We start from the raw sequence: 18,232 nt of genomic DNA, 5'->3' as shown, positions 1-18,232 counted from the left end.
AAGTTAAGGTGCGTTACCAATCCCGTACGATCCCTATTTCCTGCCCTCATCAACACTACTGAAATCAACGTCTCAAGCATTAAAGTCGCCCCCAATCAGTGCTCAAACTGAGCACATCAAGACAACTGCTCACCGCGTTTAGTATACCACCTTCACTTAAAAAATGCCTATTTGCATATGCAAGTTTTTTGCTGGAAATGGAGTCGCTTTCAGTAGTTAATGGGCCGCTACTGGTCAACTATGACCTTATTTGACCATTACCACGAATTTCGTACTTTATCGTCGTCAGCTGGCTTAGCCCCATTGGTCCCCGAGCGTGCAATTTCTGGGTACTAATGCCAATTTCGGCGCCAAAACCAAATTCAACCCCGTCCGTGAAGCGAGTGGAAGCATTCACATACACGCAAGCAGCGTCAATGCGCTGCAAAAACCGTTCAGAATTAGCGTAATCATTGGTGACAATGGTCTCGGAGTGTTTTGTGTTGTGCTGGTTAATGTGGGCAATCGCAGCGTCCACCGAATCAACCACGTGCACCGCCATAATCAAATCATTATATTCTGTGTCCCAGTCAGCATCTGTAGCAAGTTTGACGTCACTAACGATTGCCTGCGTGGCTGCATCCCCACGTACCTCGACGCCATGCTCCCGCAGTGCGGCAATCAACGTTGGCAAATACTGCACGGCCACATCTCGATGAATCAGGAGCTTCTCCGCTGCATTGCAAACGGACGGGCGCTGCACTTTGGCATTGACAACGATATTTGTCGCCATCTTGAGGTCGGCACTGGCGTCAACGTAGATATGACAATTACCAGCACCAGTCTCGATCACGGGAACGCTGGCGTTGCGCACCACGGCCTGAATGAGTCCAGCACCGCCCCGGGGAATGAGCACGTCTAGGTAGTCGTTCAGGTGCATGAACTGGGCGGCTAGTTCATGGCTCGGATCCGTAATCAGTTGCACCGCATCCGGATTCAAGCCACTCTTTTGGAGTCTGGACCGCAGTACATTTGCCAAGGCGACATTACTATTAATTGCTTCCTTGCCGCCGCGCAAAATAACGGCGTTCCCACTCTTAAAGGTCAATGCGGCCGCATCAACAGTCACGTTTGGCCGGGCCTCGTAAATCATCCCCACGACACCGAGCGGGACGCGGCGTTGTTCGATTTTGAGACCAGCTTCTGTTTCCCAGCCCTTATCGATCACTGCTGTGGGGTCGGCTAAACTGGCCACATTACGCAAACCAGCCGCCATATCGGCCACCCGTGCGTCCGTGAGCCGTAAGCGGTCGACAAACTTAGCTTGTACCAGCCCACCGGCCAAGTCTTGTTCGTTAGCGGCGATAATCTGCGGCGTTGCAGCAAGCAAGTCGGTGGCCATTTGCAGCAGGGCTGCGTTCTTCTGACTAGTTGGCAGCTGTGCCAAATCATAAGCGGCGGCCTTAGCTGCACGCCCCATGCGTTCCAAATCGTTATTCGCCATTGTGTTCATTAGTAACCAGCCCTTCCTGTGTTTGCCTGCAAAATAAGGTGCCAACGTCTTCACCCGCCAGAATCTGCATGATGACGCGCGGATCACTACCGTTTGCCAAAACCATTTTGTCGCCATGAGCCATGACCCGCGCAGCAGCCCGCAGTTTGGTGACCATCCCCCCCGTGCCAAAACGCGTAGAACTACCACTAGCACCGGTCATGATTGCGTCCGTAATCTCTGGTACTACCTTCTGAATGCGGGCATCCGCGAACTTGTTCGGATCCCGATCATACAAACCATCAATGTCGGACAGAACAATCAGCAAATCCGCATCCACACGTGTAGTCACCAGCGCAGATAGCTGATCGTTGTCCCCAAAGGTGGTCAGATGATCCAGTTCATCAACCGCAACAGAGTCGTTTTCGTTGACGATCGGAATGATTTTGCGTTTCAGCAAAGTGTTGAAGGTGTCCAGCACGTGGCGCCGGCTCAGTGTAAATTCGAAAATATCGTGGGTCAGCAATAACTGCCCAACTTGAGCACCGTAATCGCTGAAACGCTGCGTGTACAAGGTCATGAGCTCCGACTGCCCAATTGCTGCCAGCGCCTGCTGCTCAGCAATCGCATCCGGTCGTTGCTGCATATGCATGACGTCCAGCCCGACCCCGATGGCCCCAGAAGAAACAAGAATCATCTCGTAGCCTTGATTGTTTAGTGCGGCCAGTGTGTAAGCCAGACGGTCAATAGCCTGTAAGTTAACTTTCCCGGTCGGATAGATGAGACTGCTTGTCCCCACCTTCACGACCACCCGTTTTGCATCCATAACCCGCTTCATTACCAAATTACTCCTCGCTCACAATTGCCATCTGCTTAAAAAAAGCGCCACTTCAACCGAGGCACCCGTCGCCGGGCGGTACCATCCTCGTTTGAAGCAGCGCTTCACACTTTTAACATCAATATTAAAATTAACAGTTCCTAGTGGCTTGGATTCGTGCACCTGAACCGGCTTTCAATCGCTGACCAGTCTTCCTGTGCGGCACTACTATGACCACTTCACTGTTGCATTATGCGGGTCGTGCTTACTATTGTCAAGTAAATTCAGCAATTTTGCTTAGCGTGCGTACCGTTCATTCCATGTTTACCTGGGACTTCAAGGTGACCTGCCCGTTTTGAACAGTGACCGCAAAATTCGCCCCGGCTTGGCCCTTGATGTCACTGGTGTAGCTCAGCTCCTTAGTGACCATCCCGTTCAAAATGTTTTCACTGTACCCATTCGGTTTTCCCAGCCGACTGACAACATCGCTCTCCGTGTCCCCGGCTTGGATCGCGTTGTAGTCATCTAGGGTGAGCTGCCGTTCCCGCCGTACCTTGAGCCCCTGAATTGCTTTCTGGACCACGCGCTTGTTCGCTAGCTGCACCGTAAACGTGGCGGTGAAATCGGCATTTGCAACTTTGTTCCACGTCAGCAGCTCAGTCTGGACGTTCTGAAAGCTCGAATTACTCCTACTGATGGGCTTGCCCCACTTGGCAACTAATTCCTCCTTTGTGACCCCGCCAGCGCCGTCTTTTGCGACGTCACCAAGCTGAATCGATTCAAAATCGCTTAGCGACAACTTATCTTCGTTAACTTTCTTGCTACTCGAAGACGCACCGGCTGATTTAGACGGGGAAGCATTGCCCCACCACAAGCACTAAGCGTCATGCCAGCAACGGCAAGCAAGCCTAAAGTGACAGTTTTCTTCATGACGATTTTCCCCCACCGACAAAATGATCAGCAGTGACTAACATCTACTTCAACTATATACGCGCGGTATAAGCAATGGAAACGAATTCAATTAATTGCCGTTAACTCCACAAAAAAAGCCAGAAGCGCTGATTAGCTTCCGGCCGGGGTGCAAACCTATTAAGCAAATTTGCTAATAAATGCGACAGGCGGGGCTCGAACCCGCGACAGATGGTTTAGAAGACCATTGCTCTATCCAGCTGAGCTACTATCGCAAAGCTAGATTCAAGTTTAGCGAAGATTAGGGACTTTTGTCAATAACTAAGATTATCTTAAAGCCGATTTGCCGGCAGTTATACCGGCGGAATCTTGCCAGTTACAGAGTGTTGATGAATCGGTGCCGCTACCGTGCAATTGATTATTCCCGCGCCCATTGTATTCAGTCTGACAGATGTCTAAAATCATTATTAGGCAACGATTAGAACATACATATTAAGGAATGGGGTAATCAAGATGAAATTGAATCAATTTGCACGGCTGACACCAGACTTGCAAACGCAAAAGAGCGAGCTGACGACAATCGGGCTGCCAACGACCGCGCCTTCTTTTGCAGAATTGGCCGCCGCGATTTTCGCTAAGTTTGAACCAGAAGCCCAAGACGCGGCAACTACACAAGAAGCTCTTGCCGACCGGGCGGTGGATGAACAAACCGATTTGGCCGCGTTTCTAGCCCAGAAGCCGACAAGCTTCACGGGAGAACAATTTTACACCGTGGCCCTGCAATACCTGAGTTTTGAAGTCGGCATTGACTTCAAATATGGCCACGCCTTGGAATTCATGGATCAGACCTTGCTGCCGCACCTGCAAACTGCGATTGCCACCCAAGACGACCTGGTGCGGGCGGTTTACCTGCTGCTGAACACCCGCAGCAAGAATCTCGTCACCCTGATCGACGCTCTTGCTGCCCGCGGCTTCTTCCAGCAACAGCTCGGCAACTTCAAAATCTTTAATGGGAAGGCACTCCCGACTTTTGACACCAGCAAAATCATCCGTGAGCGCGTCTGGATCGAATCCGACCTCGACACCGATGGCGATGGCGAGCGCGACATGTTGGAAGCCACCATTTTTCGGCCGGTTGAGAGCGGTCCCCAACTGCGAGTGCCAGCCTTGTTCACAGCTAACCCTTATTTCCACGGCACCAACGACGTGACTGCCGTAACCCACGATCCTGAACCAGAATTAGCAGTCAAGCCGGCCCGGACCCAAGCTCCAGCACAAGCGCCCCAAGTGGCCGACCTACCGCACCGCCGCGTTGATGCCGAAGCGGACCAGACCGCTGCTGCGGCCAATGAGGACGGTATCTACTCATTGAATGACTACTTCTTGGCGCGCGGTTTTGCGACGGTGTACTCGGCAGGCGTGGGCACCATGGGCTCTGATGGTTTACGTAGCACTGGCGGCCCGGACGAAACGGCTAGTGCCGTTGCAGTCATTGAATGGCTTGCTGGCACGCGCCGCGCCTTCACCAGCCGCACTGGGTACACGGCAATCAAAGCTAATTGGTGCAACGGTAGTGTGGCGATGACCGGCAAGTCCTACCTCGGCACCCTGGCCATCGCCGCGGCAACCAGTGGCACCCCCGCACTCAAGACTGCCATTTCCGAATCCGCTATTTCGAGCTGGTATGACTACTACCGCGAGAATGGGCTTGTCGTTGCTCCTGGGGGCTTTCAGGGTGAAGACGCGGATGTACTCGCCGTTGACACTTACTCCCGGATAAAGGCCGCCGGTGACGCAAACAAAGTCAATGCGGCTTGGCAACAACGCCTCGCCGATTTGGAGCGACTGCAGGACCGCAAGTATGGCGACTACACCCCATTTTGGGACGCCCGTAATTACCGCAAGCACGTTGCAAATATCAAGTGTGATATCGTGAGCGTTCACGGTTTGAACGACTGGAACGTTAAGCCCCGCAACGTGATTGAGTTCCATAAAGCGGTCGCCGGCTTACCGATTCGCCACAAGATGTTCTTGCACCAAGGCCAACACGTTTACCTGAATAACGTCCGCTCACTGGACTTCACGGACCAGATGAACCTCTGGCTAAGTGCGAAACTGTTGGGTGTTAACAACGACGCCTTAAATGTCTTGCCCGACCTCCTCATTCAAGACAACGTTCAACCCGAAACTTGGGTACAAGAGGCTGATTTTGGCCGTGGCGGCAACGTTGACGCCGTGGACCACGTACTTGGTGACGGTCAGGTTAGCTTCACCGACAATTCATTTAGCACCTTCACCGCGGCTGGTGATACCAGTGCCAGCTACGAAACGGCCATCATCCAACCTGAATCCGCATACGCCGACTCGCGACTGGTGCTAAAGCTCCCCGTCAGCGCCAATGACACGGTAATCGAAGGCACCGCGCACCTGCACCTGCGGGTCAAGGTGGACGGCGCAACGGCCATCGTCAGTACCCGGCTAATCGACTTAGGTAGTGCCAAGCGCTTCACGCCCAACGCCGCTGTGGTCGGGGCAAAAGCCTATCCGCAGGGCTTTAACTTCAGTCAGGACAACATCCTTGAGTTCGGCTTAGCGAAAAAACCTAGTGCGGCCAAGTTGATCAGTTTGGCGCACTGCAACCTGCAAAATCCGCACAGTGCAGCAGAGAGTGTCACCGTCGAACCGAACCGTTTCGTTGATCTGGACTTCGACCTGCAACCGACTCGCTACCGCTTGCCAGCCGAGCGCCAGTTCGCACTCATCATTCACGGGGCGGACATGGCCCAAACCATTCGGCCACGACGAGCAACAAAATACACCGTTGACTTAAGCAAGAGTGTCCTGACCTTGCCAGTCCGCAAGCAGAACGACTAAGTGCAATCCAAAAGGGCCGCGAACGTGTCTAATTGACATGTTCACGGCCCTTTTTGGCTTGCTTCGCTTTGGACTTATTCACCCGGGTAAATGTAGTAAGTTGGGTTGTTGCCTGAACCCCAATCAAAATTGTAGTTCTGAGCATTCTCGCGCGTAACCGCGTTATCGAGGACGACCTTGTTCCGCCCCAGACTGGTGTTAACGAGATCACTCACCCGCTGCAATTCCGTTGTGGAGGCAACCTGGTAACTACCATTACCGATCCACGCGCCAGTACCCTTGATTTGGTCGCGCTTTAAATCACCAAGTGCGGCGCGGTACTTACTACTGGACCCAATCGCAACCAAGTCGTCGAAGGTCAGGTTCATCTGTAGATTTCCCTTCAGCGAGTTGAGCAGCGGTTCGTAATTAGCAATGGTCGAAGTCGACAGGACCTTTTTCATGATGGCCTTGATGACTTCTTGTTGCCGCAGTTGTCGCCCGTAATCACCCTTCGGATCCTGCTCGCGCATGCGGGCAAATTGCAGTGCCCGCTTCCCGTTCAGATGCGCCGGTCCCTTGGTGAAGACCCCGGCATCGTGGGCAGTGTCGTCCCAAGAAAATGGCACGTTGACGTCAACACCACCAACAGCATCAACAATTTTGGACAAGCCACCCATGTTAACCGTCACGTAGTAATCAATTGGCACGTCAAGGAGGTTCTCCACTGTCTTCACAGCTGTAGTTGATCCGCCCAAGAAGTATGCGGCATTAACTTTCTGCAGGTTACGGGTCGAGCGATTCTGAATATTAGCCAGCGTGTCCCGCGGAATGCTGACCATCGTTGACTTCTTAGTCTCGGGATTCACAGTGACGAGAATCATCGTGTCTGAGTTTCCCTTCTGGCTGCGGCCCAACGCACCCGTATCCGTTCCTAATAACAGAAAGGACAGCGGCTTGTTCTCCTTAATGCGGGCACTCGCGTTAGCGCGGCCACTGATCTGCTGGAAAGTTCCATTAATTGCGTTCTTGGTGTCCCCGTACATGCGAAAAGCATAGGCACCCGCCACAACCACCATGGCAACGATAGCGGTCAGGAAGAAATTTAAAATTGGGTGTTTGGGTTGCACCCGTCGTGCTTCTTGTCTCATGTCGTACCTCGTTTAAAATGAATTATTTCAAGTATACCATGCGAATTCTGGATTCCACGTTTCCAGCTTAATTCTGCCGCAATGGTGCAACTTAACTCCGCCAGCCCTCACACCAGTTAGTAGATCAATGTCAGCTGACGAACAGTAATGCCCATGAAGACAGCTTGGGTGCGGCCAACATCCCCCGGTCAGGCCTGTTAATTAGTGTACGCGCATCGAGCACACTTGGTGATTAAGAATGCTTAACAATATTCGCGCGGTTCAACAAAGCTTTGCCAATAGTCACAAAATGAGCCTGCCCTTGATTGGAAGACAGACTCATTTGTGAATTAGTTTAGTTAGTTATTAGTACAATTCGAGGTACTGATCGCGTTCCCACTCACTAACCTGCTGCCGATATGCAGCCCACTCCATGTTCTTAGAGTCCATGAAGCTGTGGTAGAGGTGATCACCCATGGAGGCAACAATCACATCATCATCTTCTAAGGCCTTCAAGGCGTTGTGCAGAGTGCTTGGCAGATCCTGGATGTGGTTAGCCTTAAGTTCGCTTGGCTTCATCCGGTAGATGTTGCGGTCGATTGCTTCTTCAGGCTGCAGTTTTTGCTTGAGCCCATCGAGTCCCGCTTCAAGCATTGCGGCAATGGAGAGGTATGGGTTAGCCGCAGGGTCAACGCTCCGCATTTCCAAACGAGTGGACATGCCCCGACCAGAAGGAACGCGGATCAAAGGCGAACGGTTGTGACCGGACCAAGCGATGTAAACTGGAGCCTCAAAACCTGGTACCAAGCGCTTGTAGGAGTTAACAATCGGATTGTTAATGGCCGTCAAAGCACGCGCGTGGTAGAGCAAGCCGGCAAGAAAGTGCATTGCGGCATCGGAAAGTTGCTCCTCAGTGTCTGGATCGAAGAAGGCATTTCCGTCCTTGGTGAAGAGCGACATGTTCATGTGCATGCCACTACCGTTAATGCCATGCAAAGGCTTCGGCATGAAGGTTGCGTAGAGTCCATGCTTGCGCGCAATCGTCTTAACAACCAACTTAAAGGTCTGGATGTTATCAGCGGCTTCAAGGGCGTTGGCGTACTTGAAGTCAATTTCGTGCTGGCCAGGAGCGACTTCGTGGTGGGAAGCTTCCACTTCAAAGCCCATCTTCTCAAGTTCAAGCACAATGTCGCGGCGGCAGTTCTCACCAAGATCCAGTGGTGCAAAATCAAAGTAAGAACCTTTGTCGTTCAAACGAGTCGTTGGCAATCCGTTCTCGTCCAACTTAAAGAGGAAGAATTCTGGCTCTGGTCCGATGTTGAAGCTGGTGAAGCCCTTAGCTTTCATCTCTTCAACCACCCGGATCAAGTTGTTCCGGGGGTCACCCATAAATGGCTTACCGTCTGGCCGGTGAACTGAGCAAATCAGCCGCGCAACCCGACCGTGTTCGTTGCCCCATGGGAAAATCAGGTAAGTGGACAGGTCAGGGTATAAGACCATGTCACTTTCTTCAATCCGCACGAACCCGTCAATGCTGGATCCGTCCATCGTGATTTTGTTAGCCAACACCTTCTCAAGCTGTGACACTGGCACCTCAACATTCTTAATGATTCCGTTGATGTCGGTGAACATCAAACGGAAAAACTGAACATTTTCGTCCTTAACACTCTGGCGAATTTCATCAGCAGTAAACACTTTGCGAGCCATTAATCCCTCTCCTATTCTGTATACACATTTTTTGGAACCCTAACTAAAACTAAAACCCGCGCCGAAACGTTCCGTCGTCGGTCTGGCCAAAAGGCGACTGGTGCAGTAACTCGTCCTGGAGCATTCGCCGGGCCGCGGAATCACTAGTCCTCTGCGCCCGCTTAGCTCGCACCCGCTTGATATCCGCCAGACTCATTCCCGCCTTGCGGTCATTCATTACCCGGATCAGTGAATCCACATCGTTGAGCGAATACATACGGTGGTTGCCGGCGTTGCGACTCGGCTTCACTAACCCTTGCTCCTCATAGTAACGAATCTGCCGCGCGGTTAAAGTGGTGAGGTTGATCACTGTACCAATCGGGAGAACGTCCCGTCGCCGTAACATATCATCCTGTGCCAAGAACGCTTCCCCCTTTCGACTTTGTCAGTATAGCAAGCATGCCAATTGGGGGTCAACCATTTATGTTAGCTATTCTAACATTTTTAGTGAAACAATGTTACGGTCGCGTTGGCAGCTTTCATGAAGGGCGTCAAATCGGCATTTCATTCAAGATTCGGCGTAAATAAGTAATTGGCAAATCGGCATGAATCAGCAAATTTACCCTGGTATCGGTGCTATCGGTCCGCTTAGCCATGCATATACCAATTTGTTGATTTCTTGATCTTCTTCAGGGTGAGCAACCAAATCAAACCAGTGTGCCGGCATCTGGTTATGAAAATACGTCAGCTGCCGCTTGGCGTAACGCCGGGAATTGCGTTTGATCAATTCGATTGTGGTCGGCAGGTCCTGTTCCCCTTGCCAATAAGGAATGAATTCCTTGTAGCCAATTGCGGCTAAGCCCTGGGCCTGAGCACCATAACGCGCAAACACGGCCCGTGCTTCCTGTTCTAACCCCTGGTGCATCATCGCATCAACCCGAGTATTGATCCGCTCGTAAAGGACACTGCGCTCCGTGTTTAGACCGAGCACAAGGCAGTCGAATTCCGGTTCATTTTCGGCCTGCGCCGAAAATAATTCACCAGTGGTCGTAATGACCTCAAGTGCGCGAATGACCCGCCGTGTGTTTGCAGGGGGAATTGCCGCTGCGGCTTTGGGGTCGCGCTCATTTAACTGCTGCCAGAGTGAGACGGAATCGTGCGCAACCAGATATTGTTGCCATCGCTGCCGCTCGGGACCAGCACCCTTTTCACCCAAAGCTAAGCCAAGCCGCAATGCGTTGAGGTAAAAACCAGTTCCCCCGACGAGAATCGGTAACTTGCCCATAGCCAGTGCGCGGCTGATTTCTTGCTTAGCTAAGGCGACGAATTTCGCGGCGGAGAAACCCGCATCCGGCTCGGCAATATCAATTAAGCGGTGCTCTGCGGCGCGGCGTTCAGCTCCGGTCGGTTTCGCCGTGCCAATGTCCATCCCCCTGTAGATTTGAAAGGCATCAGCGTTGATAATGATGCCTTCAAATTGTTGTGCCAAACGAATCGCGAGGGCTGTTTTACCGACGGCGGTTGGTCCACCGATCATGAGCACTTGCGGCTTTGCTTGCTTATCTGCCATGAATCCGTGTTACTCCTTTCGTGAGCGTCACTGCGAAAATGAAACCGCCACAATTTTTACTTCTGTTCGTGGCCGCGAAGTATTACAATGAAGTTATACCAACTCATACGAAGCATTAGACAGGAGGGAAAAACATGAAAAACAAATTTAGTACCGGCTTCCTAATCGGTTCCCTGGCTACCCTCGGTGCCGTCGCTGCAACCATTGTCACCTTCAAGAAGGCTTACATCGACCCTGTTGAGACCAAGGTGGACGAGATCAATGAGAACCGGCGCAAGGCCATTCGCAAGTCTCGCGCTGCCCACCAGTTCTAGAAGCGTAGCCGGACTTTTCACATTGTGACTATCAACGCAAAATCACCCGTAAACACGAAACCTTGTGCTTACGGGTGATTTTTTGCTCCGCCTTTGGAATCAGAACCAAAGGCAGCGCGCTTTAATCTGGGTACTTCTTAGCCTTAGTCTTACCTGACCAGTCATCAAAACCATTCTTGAGCCAGTAGATTTGGGTGTAACCAGCCTTGCGCAAGCGACTTGCGGCCCGCAATGAGAGCGCACCGGTCGTGTCGTAGAGGTAAACAGGCTGGTCCTTGCGCAGCCCGCTCATTTTCTCCTTGAGCTGCGTGTAAGGCATGTCCCGGGCACCCATGATGTGACCCTTGTCAAATTCACTACTTTCACGCAGATCAATGACCTGAGCCTTGCGCATCGTGGTTTCAAACTGTTCGGCGTCTAATTCCCCACCATACTGCTTGTAACGACGAGCCATGAAGTAACGGTAAAACCATGACACCGCCCAAATAACCAAGATCAGACCGATGACGATCCAAATCAAAGTTAGAAAATTAACGCCTGCTCCGTGCACCATATCCAACTGCCTCCTAGAAACGTAATAAGTTTATTTTACTCCAATACCAAGCTTGCTGCACCAATCACACCGGCAGCATTGCCAAGAGTAGCGAGCCGGACCTGGGTTGAAGTGCGCACGTTGGAGAAGGTGTACTTTTCAAAGTTCTTCTGGACGCGGGAAAGCAGGAAATCACCGGCCGCGCTGACCCCACCACCGATAACAATGTACTGGGGGTTCAGCGTGTTAGCGAGGTTAGCGAGTGCGAAACCGAGGAACTAAGATACCCGGTCAGCAACTGCAACTGCGAGCTTGTCGCCCTCTTTAGCCAGGTCGAAGACCATCTTGGATGAGATTTCATCACCATCATCAAGGGTCGCCTTGAGCTGACTGTCACCAGCAAATTCTTCAGCCATGTCGCGCGCAACGCGGACGATCCCAGTCGCGGAAGCAACGGTTTCGAGGCAGCCATGGTTGCCACAGGTGCAAAGGTAACCGTTAGGATCAACCACCACGTGGCCAATTTCACCGGCAGAACCGGCTGCACCATGCAAAAGGTGGCCATTAGCGATGATCCCACCGCCGACACCAGTGCCAAGCGGAACGAAGGTCACATCACTAGCGTTGTCACCGGCACCCTTCCAGCGTTCACCCATTGCGGCACAGTTAGCGTCATTGTCGATTTTGAAGGCAATCCCGGTCCCCTTCTCAATGTCGCGCTTAACGAACTGCTTGGTCTTCCAGTTGAGGTTGTAGGCCCCGACAACGGTCCCCGCATCAATATCAACTGAACCAGGTGAGCCCATGCCGATACCATAGAAGTCAGCAGGCTTCATGTTGTACAAATCCAAGTGCTCGTTAATGCTGTCAATAATGTCTGGGACGATGTGGCTACCCTCGTCCAGAATGTTGGTGTCAATGCTCCAGCGCTGCTGGATCTCACCATCGGCGGTGAGGATGGCGAACTTGACGGTAGTACCGCCCAAGTCAACACCAATCAGCTTCTTATCAGTCATTTGTATTTTTCCTCCATTTTGTAAGTTTGAGGGGATGCTTCAGTTCTTCCTCGTGTTCATGATTAAGCACGATTTTGGCCCGCGCATAAGTTTCATTATCAACTAGTTGGGCCTTGTGCAAGCGGTCGAGTTCAATCGCCGCTAGCTCCATGTCGTAGAGCCGATTGCCCAAGTGAATATAAGTGCCAAAACGCTTTAGTAATTGCAGGATATCGTTGTAAGTATTAATCACCACAAAGAACCCCCATAAACAAAGTACAAAAGCAGCAGGCTGACCACAAGGATGACCCCCATCAACACCCGTTTCCAAGTGCTGATGCGGCCAAACCGCGGTGCCCCGCAAACGCCAGCCACGAGGAAGCCCCCAATTAAGCCCCCGATGTGACCGGCAATATCAATGTTGCTCTGGGTGATGTCAAACAGTAAATTGATTCCGATCAAAATCAAAAACTGCTTGGTCATCGCCGCAACCGCTGGGTTATCTCTAAAATTGTCGCCAATCATCAAGAAGGCGCCCAGCATTCCAAACAAAGCGGTAGACGCACCGGCGCCAACGACGTTTGGGCTGTTGAAAAATAAGCCGGCGTAATTGCCGATAATACCACTGAGCAGGTAAATCACCGCAAATCTGGTGTGCCCGAACAGCTGCTCAGTAAGTGGCCCCAGAAACCAAAGCGTCAGCATGTTCATCGCGATGTGCATGATCCCGATGTGCAGGAAGGTCGCGGTAATTAAGCGCCACCACTCTCCCGCAAAGACGTACGGCGTTACGCGCGCGCCCAGTCGCACCAAAACGGCGGTGGAAGTTGACCCCCCAGCCACTGCTTCGAGCAGAAACATCAGCACGCAGGCCGCAATCAATAGGTAAGTGACAAAAGGTCGCTCAGACCAGTCTCTATCGCGCATGGCATACCTCTCTTCGCTTGAATAGTTTGATTATAAAAGACCAACATTAAAATTTTAGCATTCACGCATGAATATTGCTATACCCTTTCATGCGCCAGAACTAGGCATTTGCCGAATTGGTAGATGCATTTACGGCATGTTAGTTTGGTGAGCACTGTAACCCTTGTCCTTAGCAATGTGGTGACTCTTGTAGTATGCCGAGATAATATCATGCGCAATCTTCTGGTTGAAGAAAGCTTTGTCGGCAGCCTGCCCAATATCAGGAATCACGATGGCAATCGCAATTTGCGGATTCTTCGCCGGTGCAAAACCAACCAAGGACGTGTTAATTGTTTCTTGGCCATGTGAGAAGGTCTGTGCGGTCCCGGTCTTCACAGCAACTCCAGGGTTCAGGTCGCTAAGCGAGGTCGCCGTGGTCCACCCGTTGGTCCCGTGAACCGCCTGCCACATACCTTGCTTCACAAAGTTAATATCTTCCGTGCTGGAAAGAACCTTGCTTTGCACTTTGGGTTGCGTTGTCGAAACAACCGGGCCCTCAGAACCATCTGACAAGGTCTGGGAAATCGACTGCACAACGTAAGGCTGCATCTTGTAGCCTCCGTTAGCAATGGTGCTGACGTACTGCGCCATTTCGATCAGCGGGTAGGAATCATAGTTCCCGTAGGACAAGTCCAGTGCGGACCCAACAGCTAGTTGCCCGCCAGCGTTGTAATCGGCACCAGTGACCCCCAGTGCCTCACCAGGCAAGTCGATCCCCGTTTTGGTCCCCAAACCAAACTGGGCAAAATGACCGCGCAAAATGGAGAAGATGTCGGGCTTCATGGTCATAACGGACTTCGGTACGTAGCTCGCGTTAGCTTCCTTCATGGCTAGGCGCATCATATAGATGTTACTAGAAACTTGAAGCGCCAGCTGAGCGTTCATTGCACCAAAAGTGCCAGCAGGATAAATTGACTTCTTGACGGGTGCACCCTTCAGGTAGATGGGCTCGTCAGATTGGGTGTTGTTACTCCGGCTAATGACTCCTTGCTGCAAAGCACCCAACACCATAGCGGGCTTGACGGCGGACCCCATGACGAAGGCGCGGTTGATCACACCGAGAGCATCGTCGGTTTGCTTACCTGTGTCTGGATTACGCGAGATCCCGGACATTGCGAGCACCGCACCGGTATTGGGATTCAAGACGACCGCGTAGGCACCGTCAGAAAGGGATGCATCCCCAGTTGCCAGCGTTTGTGAGTAGTACTTCTTAACAATTTGTTGAACTTGATTCTGGAAGCTCGAATCAATTGTCAGGTTAAGGTTCTGCCCCTGTTGGCCGGCAAACTTCTGAACCTGGCTAACAATTTGGTCCTGATCATTGATTTCGACCGTTGTCTGCGACTTACTGCCCCGAAGCGCATCTTCGTACTGTTTCTCAAGGTAAGAAGTCCCAACGCGGTCGTTACGGGCGTAACCATTGGCGAGGTAACTGTCCAGCTCTTCGCGGGGTAGCCCTGACTTTTCTGAGCTGACCGTCCCAATCACACTAGTTATTGACTTCCCGTTCGGGTAGCTCCGGTCCCAGTCCGTCCCGAGATTGACCCCCGGTAGACTAGTCAAGTGTTCCCCAACGACCGCGACCTCCTTAGAGGTCACGTTGTTGTTCTTGATGTACACGGTGGATAGTTGCGTCGCCCCATTCATCACCTTATAAATCGCCGCGGCCTGCTTTTGGCGCGCGGTCAATGACGGCATCAAGCGTGCTGCAACCTTCAGCTCAAGCTGGTACAAGGCATTGCCCTTCTTCTTGAGCTGGGCTTTGCTAAGCTGCGCGTTGACCTTCTTCAGGTTATTCTTATCACCCAAGAAGTAGTCCCGTTCATCACGGGGTTGGAGGTTACTAGCATCAACCGTTATGTAACGTTGCAGGCGGTTGGCCGTCTTGTACATTTGGTCGGTGGAGGTTGCAATGTTCTTGGTGTAGGTGATGGCGGCATTAGCCTTGTTGTTCACCATGATCCGGCCCTTGGAGTCGTAAACAAGCCCCCGGGGGACATTACCAGTAACAACGGTCGTCCCAGTCCGGTTAACTTCGGTGGCAAAACGGGCTCCGTTTGTGATCTGCAGGTAAGCCAGCTGGCCGATGAGCATCGCAAACAGGAAGAACGCCACGAAAAACAGGAAGTTCAGCCGGAAGGGAATTGATGATTTTTGCCGCTTCGGACGCGGTGTACGGATATACTTCAACTAAGTAGCTCCTTTAATTATAATCTTTACCAGTGTACCAAAATTGCAGTGCTAACTCCATGCACCCGCTGCTCGTGGTATGCTGAATTCATCAAAACATCCGCCGATTGGAGGGTACACATGCGTTTCTTGAACAAAATCCGGACTCACCCGCTGGTGATCGCCTTTATTTTACCGGTGATCATCATGGCAATCTACTTTTTTGCCTTTCGGCGGGTTTATCCCTTTGGTAATGGTAGTCTCTTAACGGTCGATATGGGCCAACAATACATCGATTTTTACGCATACTTTAGACAAACGGTTCTCGGCCACCCTGGACAGTTCCTTTTCGGCTGGAATAAAGCCCTTGGTGGGGACATGCTCGGCGTCTGGGCGTATTACCTGCTGAGTCCCTTCAACCTGATTCTAGTCCTGATTCCCAAAACCCAGCTCGATTTAGGAATCACCATCATCACCCTGTTTAAATACGGAACTGCCGGTTTGAGCATGGCCTACTTTCTCAAACGGCGCGGGGTCACCGCGCGCTTGCTACCGACATATGGTCTTGCCTACGCACTATCCGGGTGGATGATCAGCAATCAGCTCAATTTGATGTGGCTTGATGGGGCAATCATGTTGCCACTGGTCGCAGATGGAATCGAAGAATTATTTGAGCACCGGCCCCGCCGCTTCGTCATCGCGCTCGCGGTCACCCTCATTGTTAATTATTACATGGCGTACATGATTTGCATATTCAGCTGCTTGTATTTTGGTTACTGTCTTGCCAGGAAGCGGCCCCAGCGCGCGCAATTATTACGAACTAGCTGGCGGTTCGTCTCCGGAGCCATCCTCGCAGCCGGGAGCGCGGCACTCATCTTGCTGCCAACTTTTTACCAAATCACCCTCAGCAAGGGCACCTATACGGTAACTGCAGTCCACAACCGCATCGAGTACCCCCCGCTCCATTTGCTCAGCAAGATGTTTAGTGGCTCCTTCAATTTTGGCCAAATGCCGTCGGGACTACCAAATATCTTCGTGGGGGCAATCGTCTTCCTCGGGGTAATTATCTACTTCATTGCCGGCAAAATTCCAATTCGGGAGCGCGTCGTTGCTTTCGCCATCACCGCATTCTTAACCTTATCGCTAATGTACGAACCACTAGATCTATTCTGGCACGGAATGCAGTTTCCCGTCTGGTACCCCTACCGTTTTTCCTTCGTGGTGGTATTCTGGCTGATTTTCCTCGCCGCCAGGGGACTGGGGACAGTTAAGGACGGAATTAACATTGTCCAGATGTTGCTCCTCTGCGTGCTCGTCATCACTGCTAGCGTGTATGTGTACGCGCACGTTGGGAGTTTCACCTACTTGCGCAAACAAACGGTTGTCTTATCCGGTTTGTTTGGGTTACTCGCCATCATCCTGTTGAGTACCGGCGATGACCGCAAGGAGCTGAGCGGCTTCTTGATTCTTAGCTTCACGGTCATTGATATGGCCACGAACGCGGCCCTGTCGCTCAACCAAATCAGTTACGTCAGCCATAGTGATTACCATACTTACACCGAGACATTGCGCCAGGGCGTCAGCCGCATTCAAAACCACGACCACAGTACTTATCGCATCGGCAAAACAGTGCTGCGGACAAAGAACGACGCGATGCAGATCGGCTACATGGGCGAAGACCAGTTCAACTCGATGTTCGAACCAGCCGTGCCCCGCTTCTACGCCAACATCGGCCAACCTGAGGGCGATGGTTTTGTGACCTACGCGGACGGCACCATCCTGACTGATGCGTTACTCGACACCAAGTACTGGTTAGATCAGCGGCCAGTAACTGCTAAAACGCTCGGCAACACCTTGCTGCCAACGCTCAGCACCCGGCCCGACATGTCCGACTACGAGCCGGTGGGTCACACTAAGCTGCTAAACATCTACAAAAATCAGAACGCGCTGGGATTAGGATTCGCCGCCAGCAACAAAATTGAGCGGGTCAAACTGACCCCTGGTAGTCCAATTAGCAATCAAGAAGCGATTATGGCGGGACTCACTGGGCAGAGCTACAGCCCGTATTTTGCCGCAATCACTCCCAGCAAGACCGTCTTCACAAATGTTCATACCAAGTCAGGAATGGTTTATGGCGTCGCGCCCAAGCATAAAACGGCCACCGTCGCGTACCACTTCAAGGCTGACACCACCGATTCATTTTACTTGACCGTTGGTGGTGACTTCACCGGCAACGTGGTCAACATCACGCTTAATGGTGAACCCGTCCACACCTACGACACCTTCCGCAACACTGTGGTCCTGAACGTGACGCCACGAGATATGAGTAAGGAGCAGGTGCTGAAGTTCAGCTTTAGTAAGGACATCAGCTTCGCGGACGTGGCCCTTTACCAGCTCAACAACGCAAAGGCAACCGCCGCCATCACGCAATTGAAGGCGAGCCCGCTCACGAACGTCAAGCAAAAGGCTAGCAGTCTCAGCGGGGACATCAACGTCAGCAAACGCAAGCAAGTCCTGTTCACCACCATCCCCCAGGTTCCGGGCTGGACGGTGCGCGTTGACGGCAAACGGGTCACTCCGCAAAAGGCGCTCAACATGTTCATGACAGTACCGCTAACGCAAGGTAATCACCACGTCACCATGCGCTACGTGCCGCCGTACTTGCTCCTGGGTAGCGTGATTTCCATGTGTAGCTGGATCTTAGCCTACTGGACATTGCGTAGTCGTTACCGGCCGCGCCACGCAATGGGCCGGCGTCACTAACGTACAGACCTATAAAACACAAAATGCCACCGATCCGCGCCGGGTCGGTGGCATTTT

The 18,232-nt window shown here is 52.1% G+C and carries 14 protein-coding genes, 1 tRNA gene and 1 pseudogene; 3 read left to right on the top strand and 13 right to left on the bottom strand.

Going from position 1 to position 18,232, the window contains the following annotated elements; translation table 11 throughout:
- Positions 1-238: 238 nt before the first annotated feature.
- From GN107_RS04365 to GN107_RS04350, 4 genes are all read right to left on the bottom strand, one after another.
- On the bottom strand, positions 239-1,483 hold the full coding sequence (locus GN107_RS04365) for a glutamate-5-semialdehyde dehydrogenase (RefSeq protein WP_371863475.1): 1,245 nt from the start codon (positions 1,481-1,483) through the stop codon (positions 239-241).
- The gene (proB, locus tag GN107_RS04360) at positions 1,473-2,309 is read right to left on the bottom strand and encodes a glutamate 5-kinase (RefSeq protein WP_155286717.1); all 837 of its coding nucleotides are present in this window, start codon (positions 2,307-2,309) and stop codon (positions 1,473-1,475) included. Before proB ends, GN107_RS04365 begins: the two co-directional genes overlap by 11 nt.
- Positions 2,310-2,601: 292 nt before the next feature.
- Complete coding sequence (locus GN107_RS04355) at positions 2,602-3,087, bottom strand: DUF3862 domain-containing protein (RefSeq protein ID WP_196246635.1); 486 nt, start codon at positions 3,085-3,087, stop codon at positions 2,602-2,604.
- A gap of 311 nt (positions 3,088-3,398) precedes the next feature.
- Positions 3,399-3,472 (bottom strand) — tRNA-Arg (locus tag GN107_RS04350).
- A gap of 238 nt (positions 3,473-3,710) precedes the next feature.
- Here GN107_RS04350 and GN107_RS04345 point away from each other — a divergent pair.
- The gene (locus tag GN107_RS04345) at positions 3,711-6,071 is read left to right on the top strand and encodes a Xaa-Pro dipeptidyl-peptidase (RefSeq protein ID WP_155286719.1); all 2,361 of its coding nucleotides are present in this window, start codon (positions 3,711-3,713) and stop codon (positions 6,069-6,071) included.
- Positions 6,072-6,145: 74 nt separating this feature from the next.
- Here the strand turns inward: GN107_RS04345 and GN107_RS04340 are convergent, their stop codons facing one another.
- From GN107_RS04340 to miaA, 4 genes are all read right to left on the bottom strand, one after another.
- Positions 6,146-7,201, bottom strand: coding sequence for an LCP family protein (locus GN107_RS04340; protein ID WP_230678555.1), 1,056 nt, complete (start codon positions 7,199-7,201; stop codon positions 6,146-6,148).
- Between the two features lie 345 nt (positions 7,202-7,546).
- Positions 7,547-8,887: a type I glutamate--ammonia ligase gene (glnA, locus tag GN107_RS04335; RefSeq protein ID WP_155286720.1), complete on the bottom strand. Its 1,341-nt coding sequence runs from the start codon at positions 8,885-8,887 to the stop codon at positions 7,547-7,549.
- Between the two features lie 49 nt (positions 8,888-8,936).
- Positions 8,937-9,287, bottom strand: a complete 351-nt coding sequence (locus tag GN107_RS04330; RefSeq protein WP_196246255.1) for a MerR family transcriptional regulator — start codon at positions 9,285-9,287, stop codon at positions 8,937-8,939.
- Positions 9,288-9,485: 198 nt separating this feature from the next.
- Positions 9,486-10,436, bottom strand: a complete 951-nt coding sequence (miaA, locus tag GN107_RS04325) for a tRNA (adenosine(37)-N6)-dimethylallyltransferase MiaA (RefSeq protein WP_155286721.1) — start codon at positions 10,434-10,436, stop codon at positions 9,486-9,488.
- A 134-nt stretch (positions 10,437-10,570) separates the two neighbouring features.
- Between miaA and GN107_RS04320 the strand changes: the two genes are divergently transcribed.
- Positions 10,571-10,750, top strand: coding sequence for a DUF3042 family protein (locus GN107_RS04320; RefSeq protein ID WP_155286722.1), 180 nt, complete (start codon positions 10,571-10,573; stop codon positions 10,748-10,750).
- A gap of 121 nt (positions 10,751-10,871) precedes the next feature.
- On the opposite strand, the gene GN107_RS04315 is transcribed toward GN107_RS04320, so the two are convergent.
- The 5 genes and pseudogenes from GN107_RS04315 to GN107_RS04295 form a co-directional block, all read right to left on the bottom strand.
- Positions 10,872-11,303 (bottom strand): rhodanese-like domain-containing protein, encoded by a 432-nt coding sequence (locus tag GN107_RS04315; protein WP_155286723.1) that lies wholly within the window; start codon positions 11,301-11,303, stop codon positions 10,872-10,874.
- 35 nt (positions 11,304-11,338) lie between these two features.
- Positions 11,339-12,298, bottom strand: a pseudogene (locus GN107_RS04310) (ROK family glucokinase).
- The gene (locus GN107_RS04305) at positions 12,291-12,527 is read right to left on the bottom strand and encodes a YqgQ family protein (protein WP_155286768.1); all 237 of its coding nucleotides are present in this window, start codon (positions 12,525-12,527) and stop codon (positions 12,291-12,293) included. The pseudogene GN107_RS04310 and the gene GN107_RS04305 overlap by 8 nt, the downstream one beginning before the upstream one ends.
- Positions 12,527-13,204, bottom strand: coding sequence for a rhomboid family intramembrane serine protease (locus tag GN107_RS04300; RefSeq protein ID WP_155286724.1), 678 nt, complete (start codon positions 13,202-13,204; stop codon positions 12,527-12,529). Before GN107_RS04300 ends, GN107_RS04305 begins: the two co-directional genes overlap by 1 nt.
- Before the next feature lie 129 nt (positions 13,205-13,333).
- The gene (locus GN107_RS04295; RefSeq protein ID WP_155286725.1) at positions 13,334-15,433 is read right to left on the bottom strand and encodes a peptidoglycan D,D-transpeptidase FtsI family protein; all 2,100 of its coding nucleotides are present in this window, start codon (positions 15,431-15,433) and stop codon (positions 13,334-13,336) included.
- Positions 15,434-15,553: 120 nt separating this feature from the next.
- Between GN107_RS04295 and GN107_RS04290 the strand changes: the two genes are divergently transcribed.
- On the top strand, positions 15,554-18,175 hold the full coding sequence (locus GN107_RS04290; protein WP_155286726.1) for a YfhO family protein: 2,622 nt from the start codon (positions 15,554-15,556) through the stop codon (positions 18,173-18,175).
- The last annotated feature ends 57 nt before the right edge of the window (positions 18,176-18,232 follow it).

This window comes from Lacticaseibacillus zhaodongensis (assembly GCF_009687905.1).
GTDB lineage: Bacteria > Bacillota > Bacilli > Lactobacillales > Lactobacillaceae > Lacticaseibacillus > Lacticaseibacillus zhaodongensis.
Note: the sequence above shows the minus strand (reverse complement) of the source record. Positions and strands in the feature narration are given on the sequence as shown.

Bases quoted from the DNA above. Each gene is read 5' to 3' on its own strand.
- GN107_RS04365 (WP_371863475.1), bottom strand. From the start codon at position 1,483: ATGGCGAATAACGATTTGGAACGCATGGGGCGTGCAGCTAAGGCCGCC.
- proB (WP_155286717.1), bottom strand. From the start codon at position 2,309: ATGAAGCGGGTTATGGATGCAAAACGGGTGGTCGTGAAGGTGGGGACA.
- GN107_RS04345 (WP_155286719.1), top strand. From the start codon at position 3,711: ATGAAATTGAATCAATTTGCACGGCTGACACCAGACTTGCAAACGCAA.
- GN107_RS04340 (WP_230678555.1), bottom strand. From the start codon at position 7,201: ATGAGACAAGAAGCACGACGGGTGCAACCCAAACACCCAATTTTAAAT.
- glnA (WP_155286720.1), bottom strand. From the start codon at position 8,887: ATGGCTCGCAAAGTGTTTACTGCTGATGAAATTCGCCAGAGTGTTAAG.
- miaA (WP_155286721.1), bottom strand. From the start codon at position 10,436: ATGGCAGATAAGCAAGCAAAGCCGCAAGTGCTCATGATCGGTGGACCA.
- GN107_RS04320 (WP_155286722.1), top strand. From the start codon at position 10,571: ATGAAAAACAAATTTAGTACCGGCTTCCTAATCGGTTCCCTGGCTACC.
- GN107_RS04315 (WP_155286723.1), bottom strand. From the start codon at position 11,303: ATGGTGCACGGAGCAGGCGTTAATTTTCTAACTTTGATTTGGATCGTC.
- GN107_RS04300 (WP_155286724.1), bottom strand. From the start codon at position 13,204: ATGCGCGATAGAGACTGGTCTGAGCGACCTTTTGTCACTTACCTATTG.
- GN107_RS04290 (WP_155286726.1), top strand. From the start codon at position 15,554: ATGCGTTTCTTGAACAAAATCCGGACTCACCCGCTGGTGATCGCCTTT.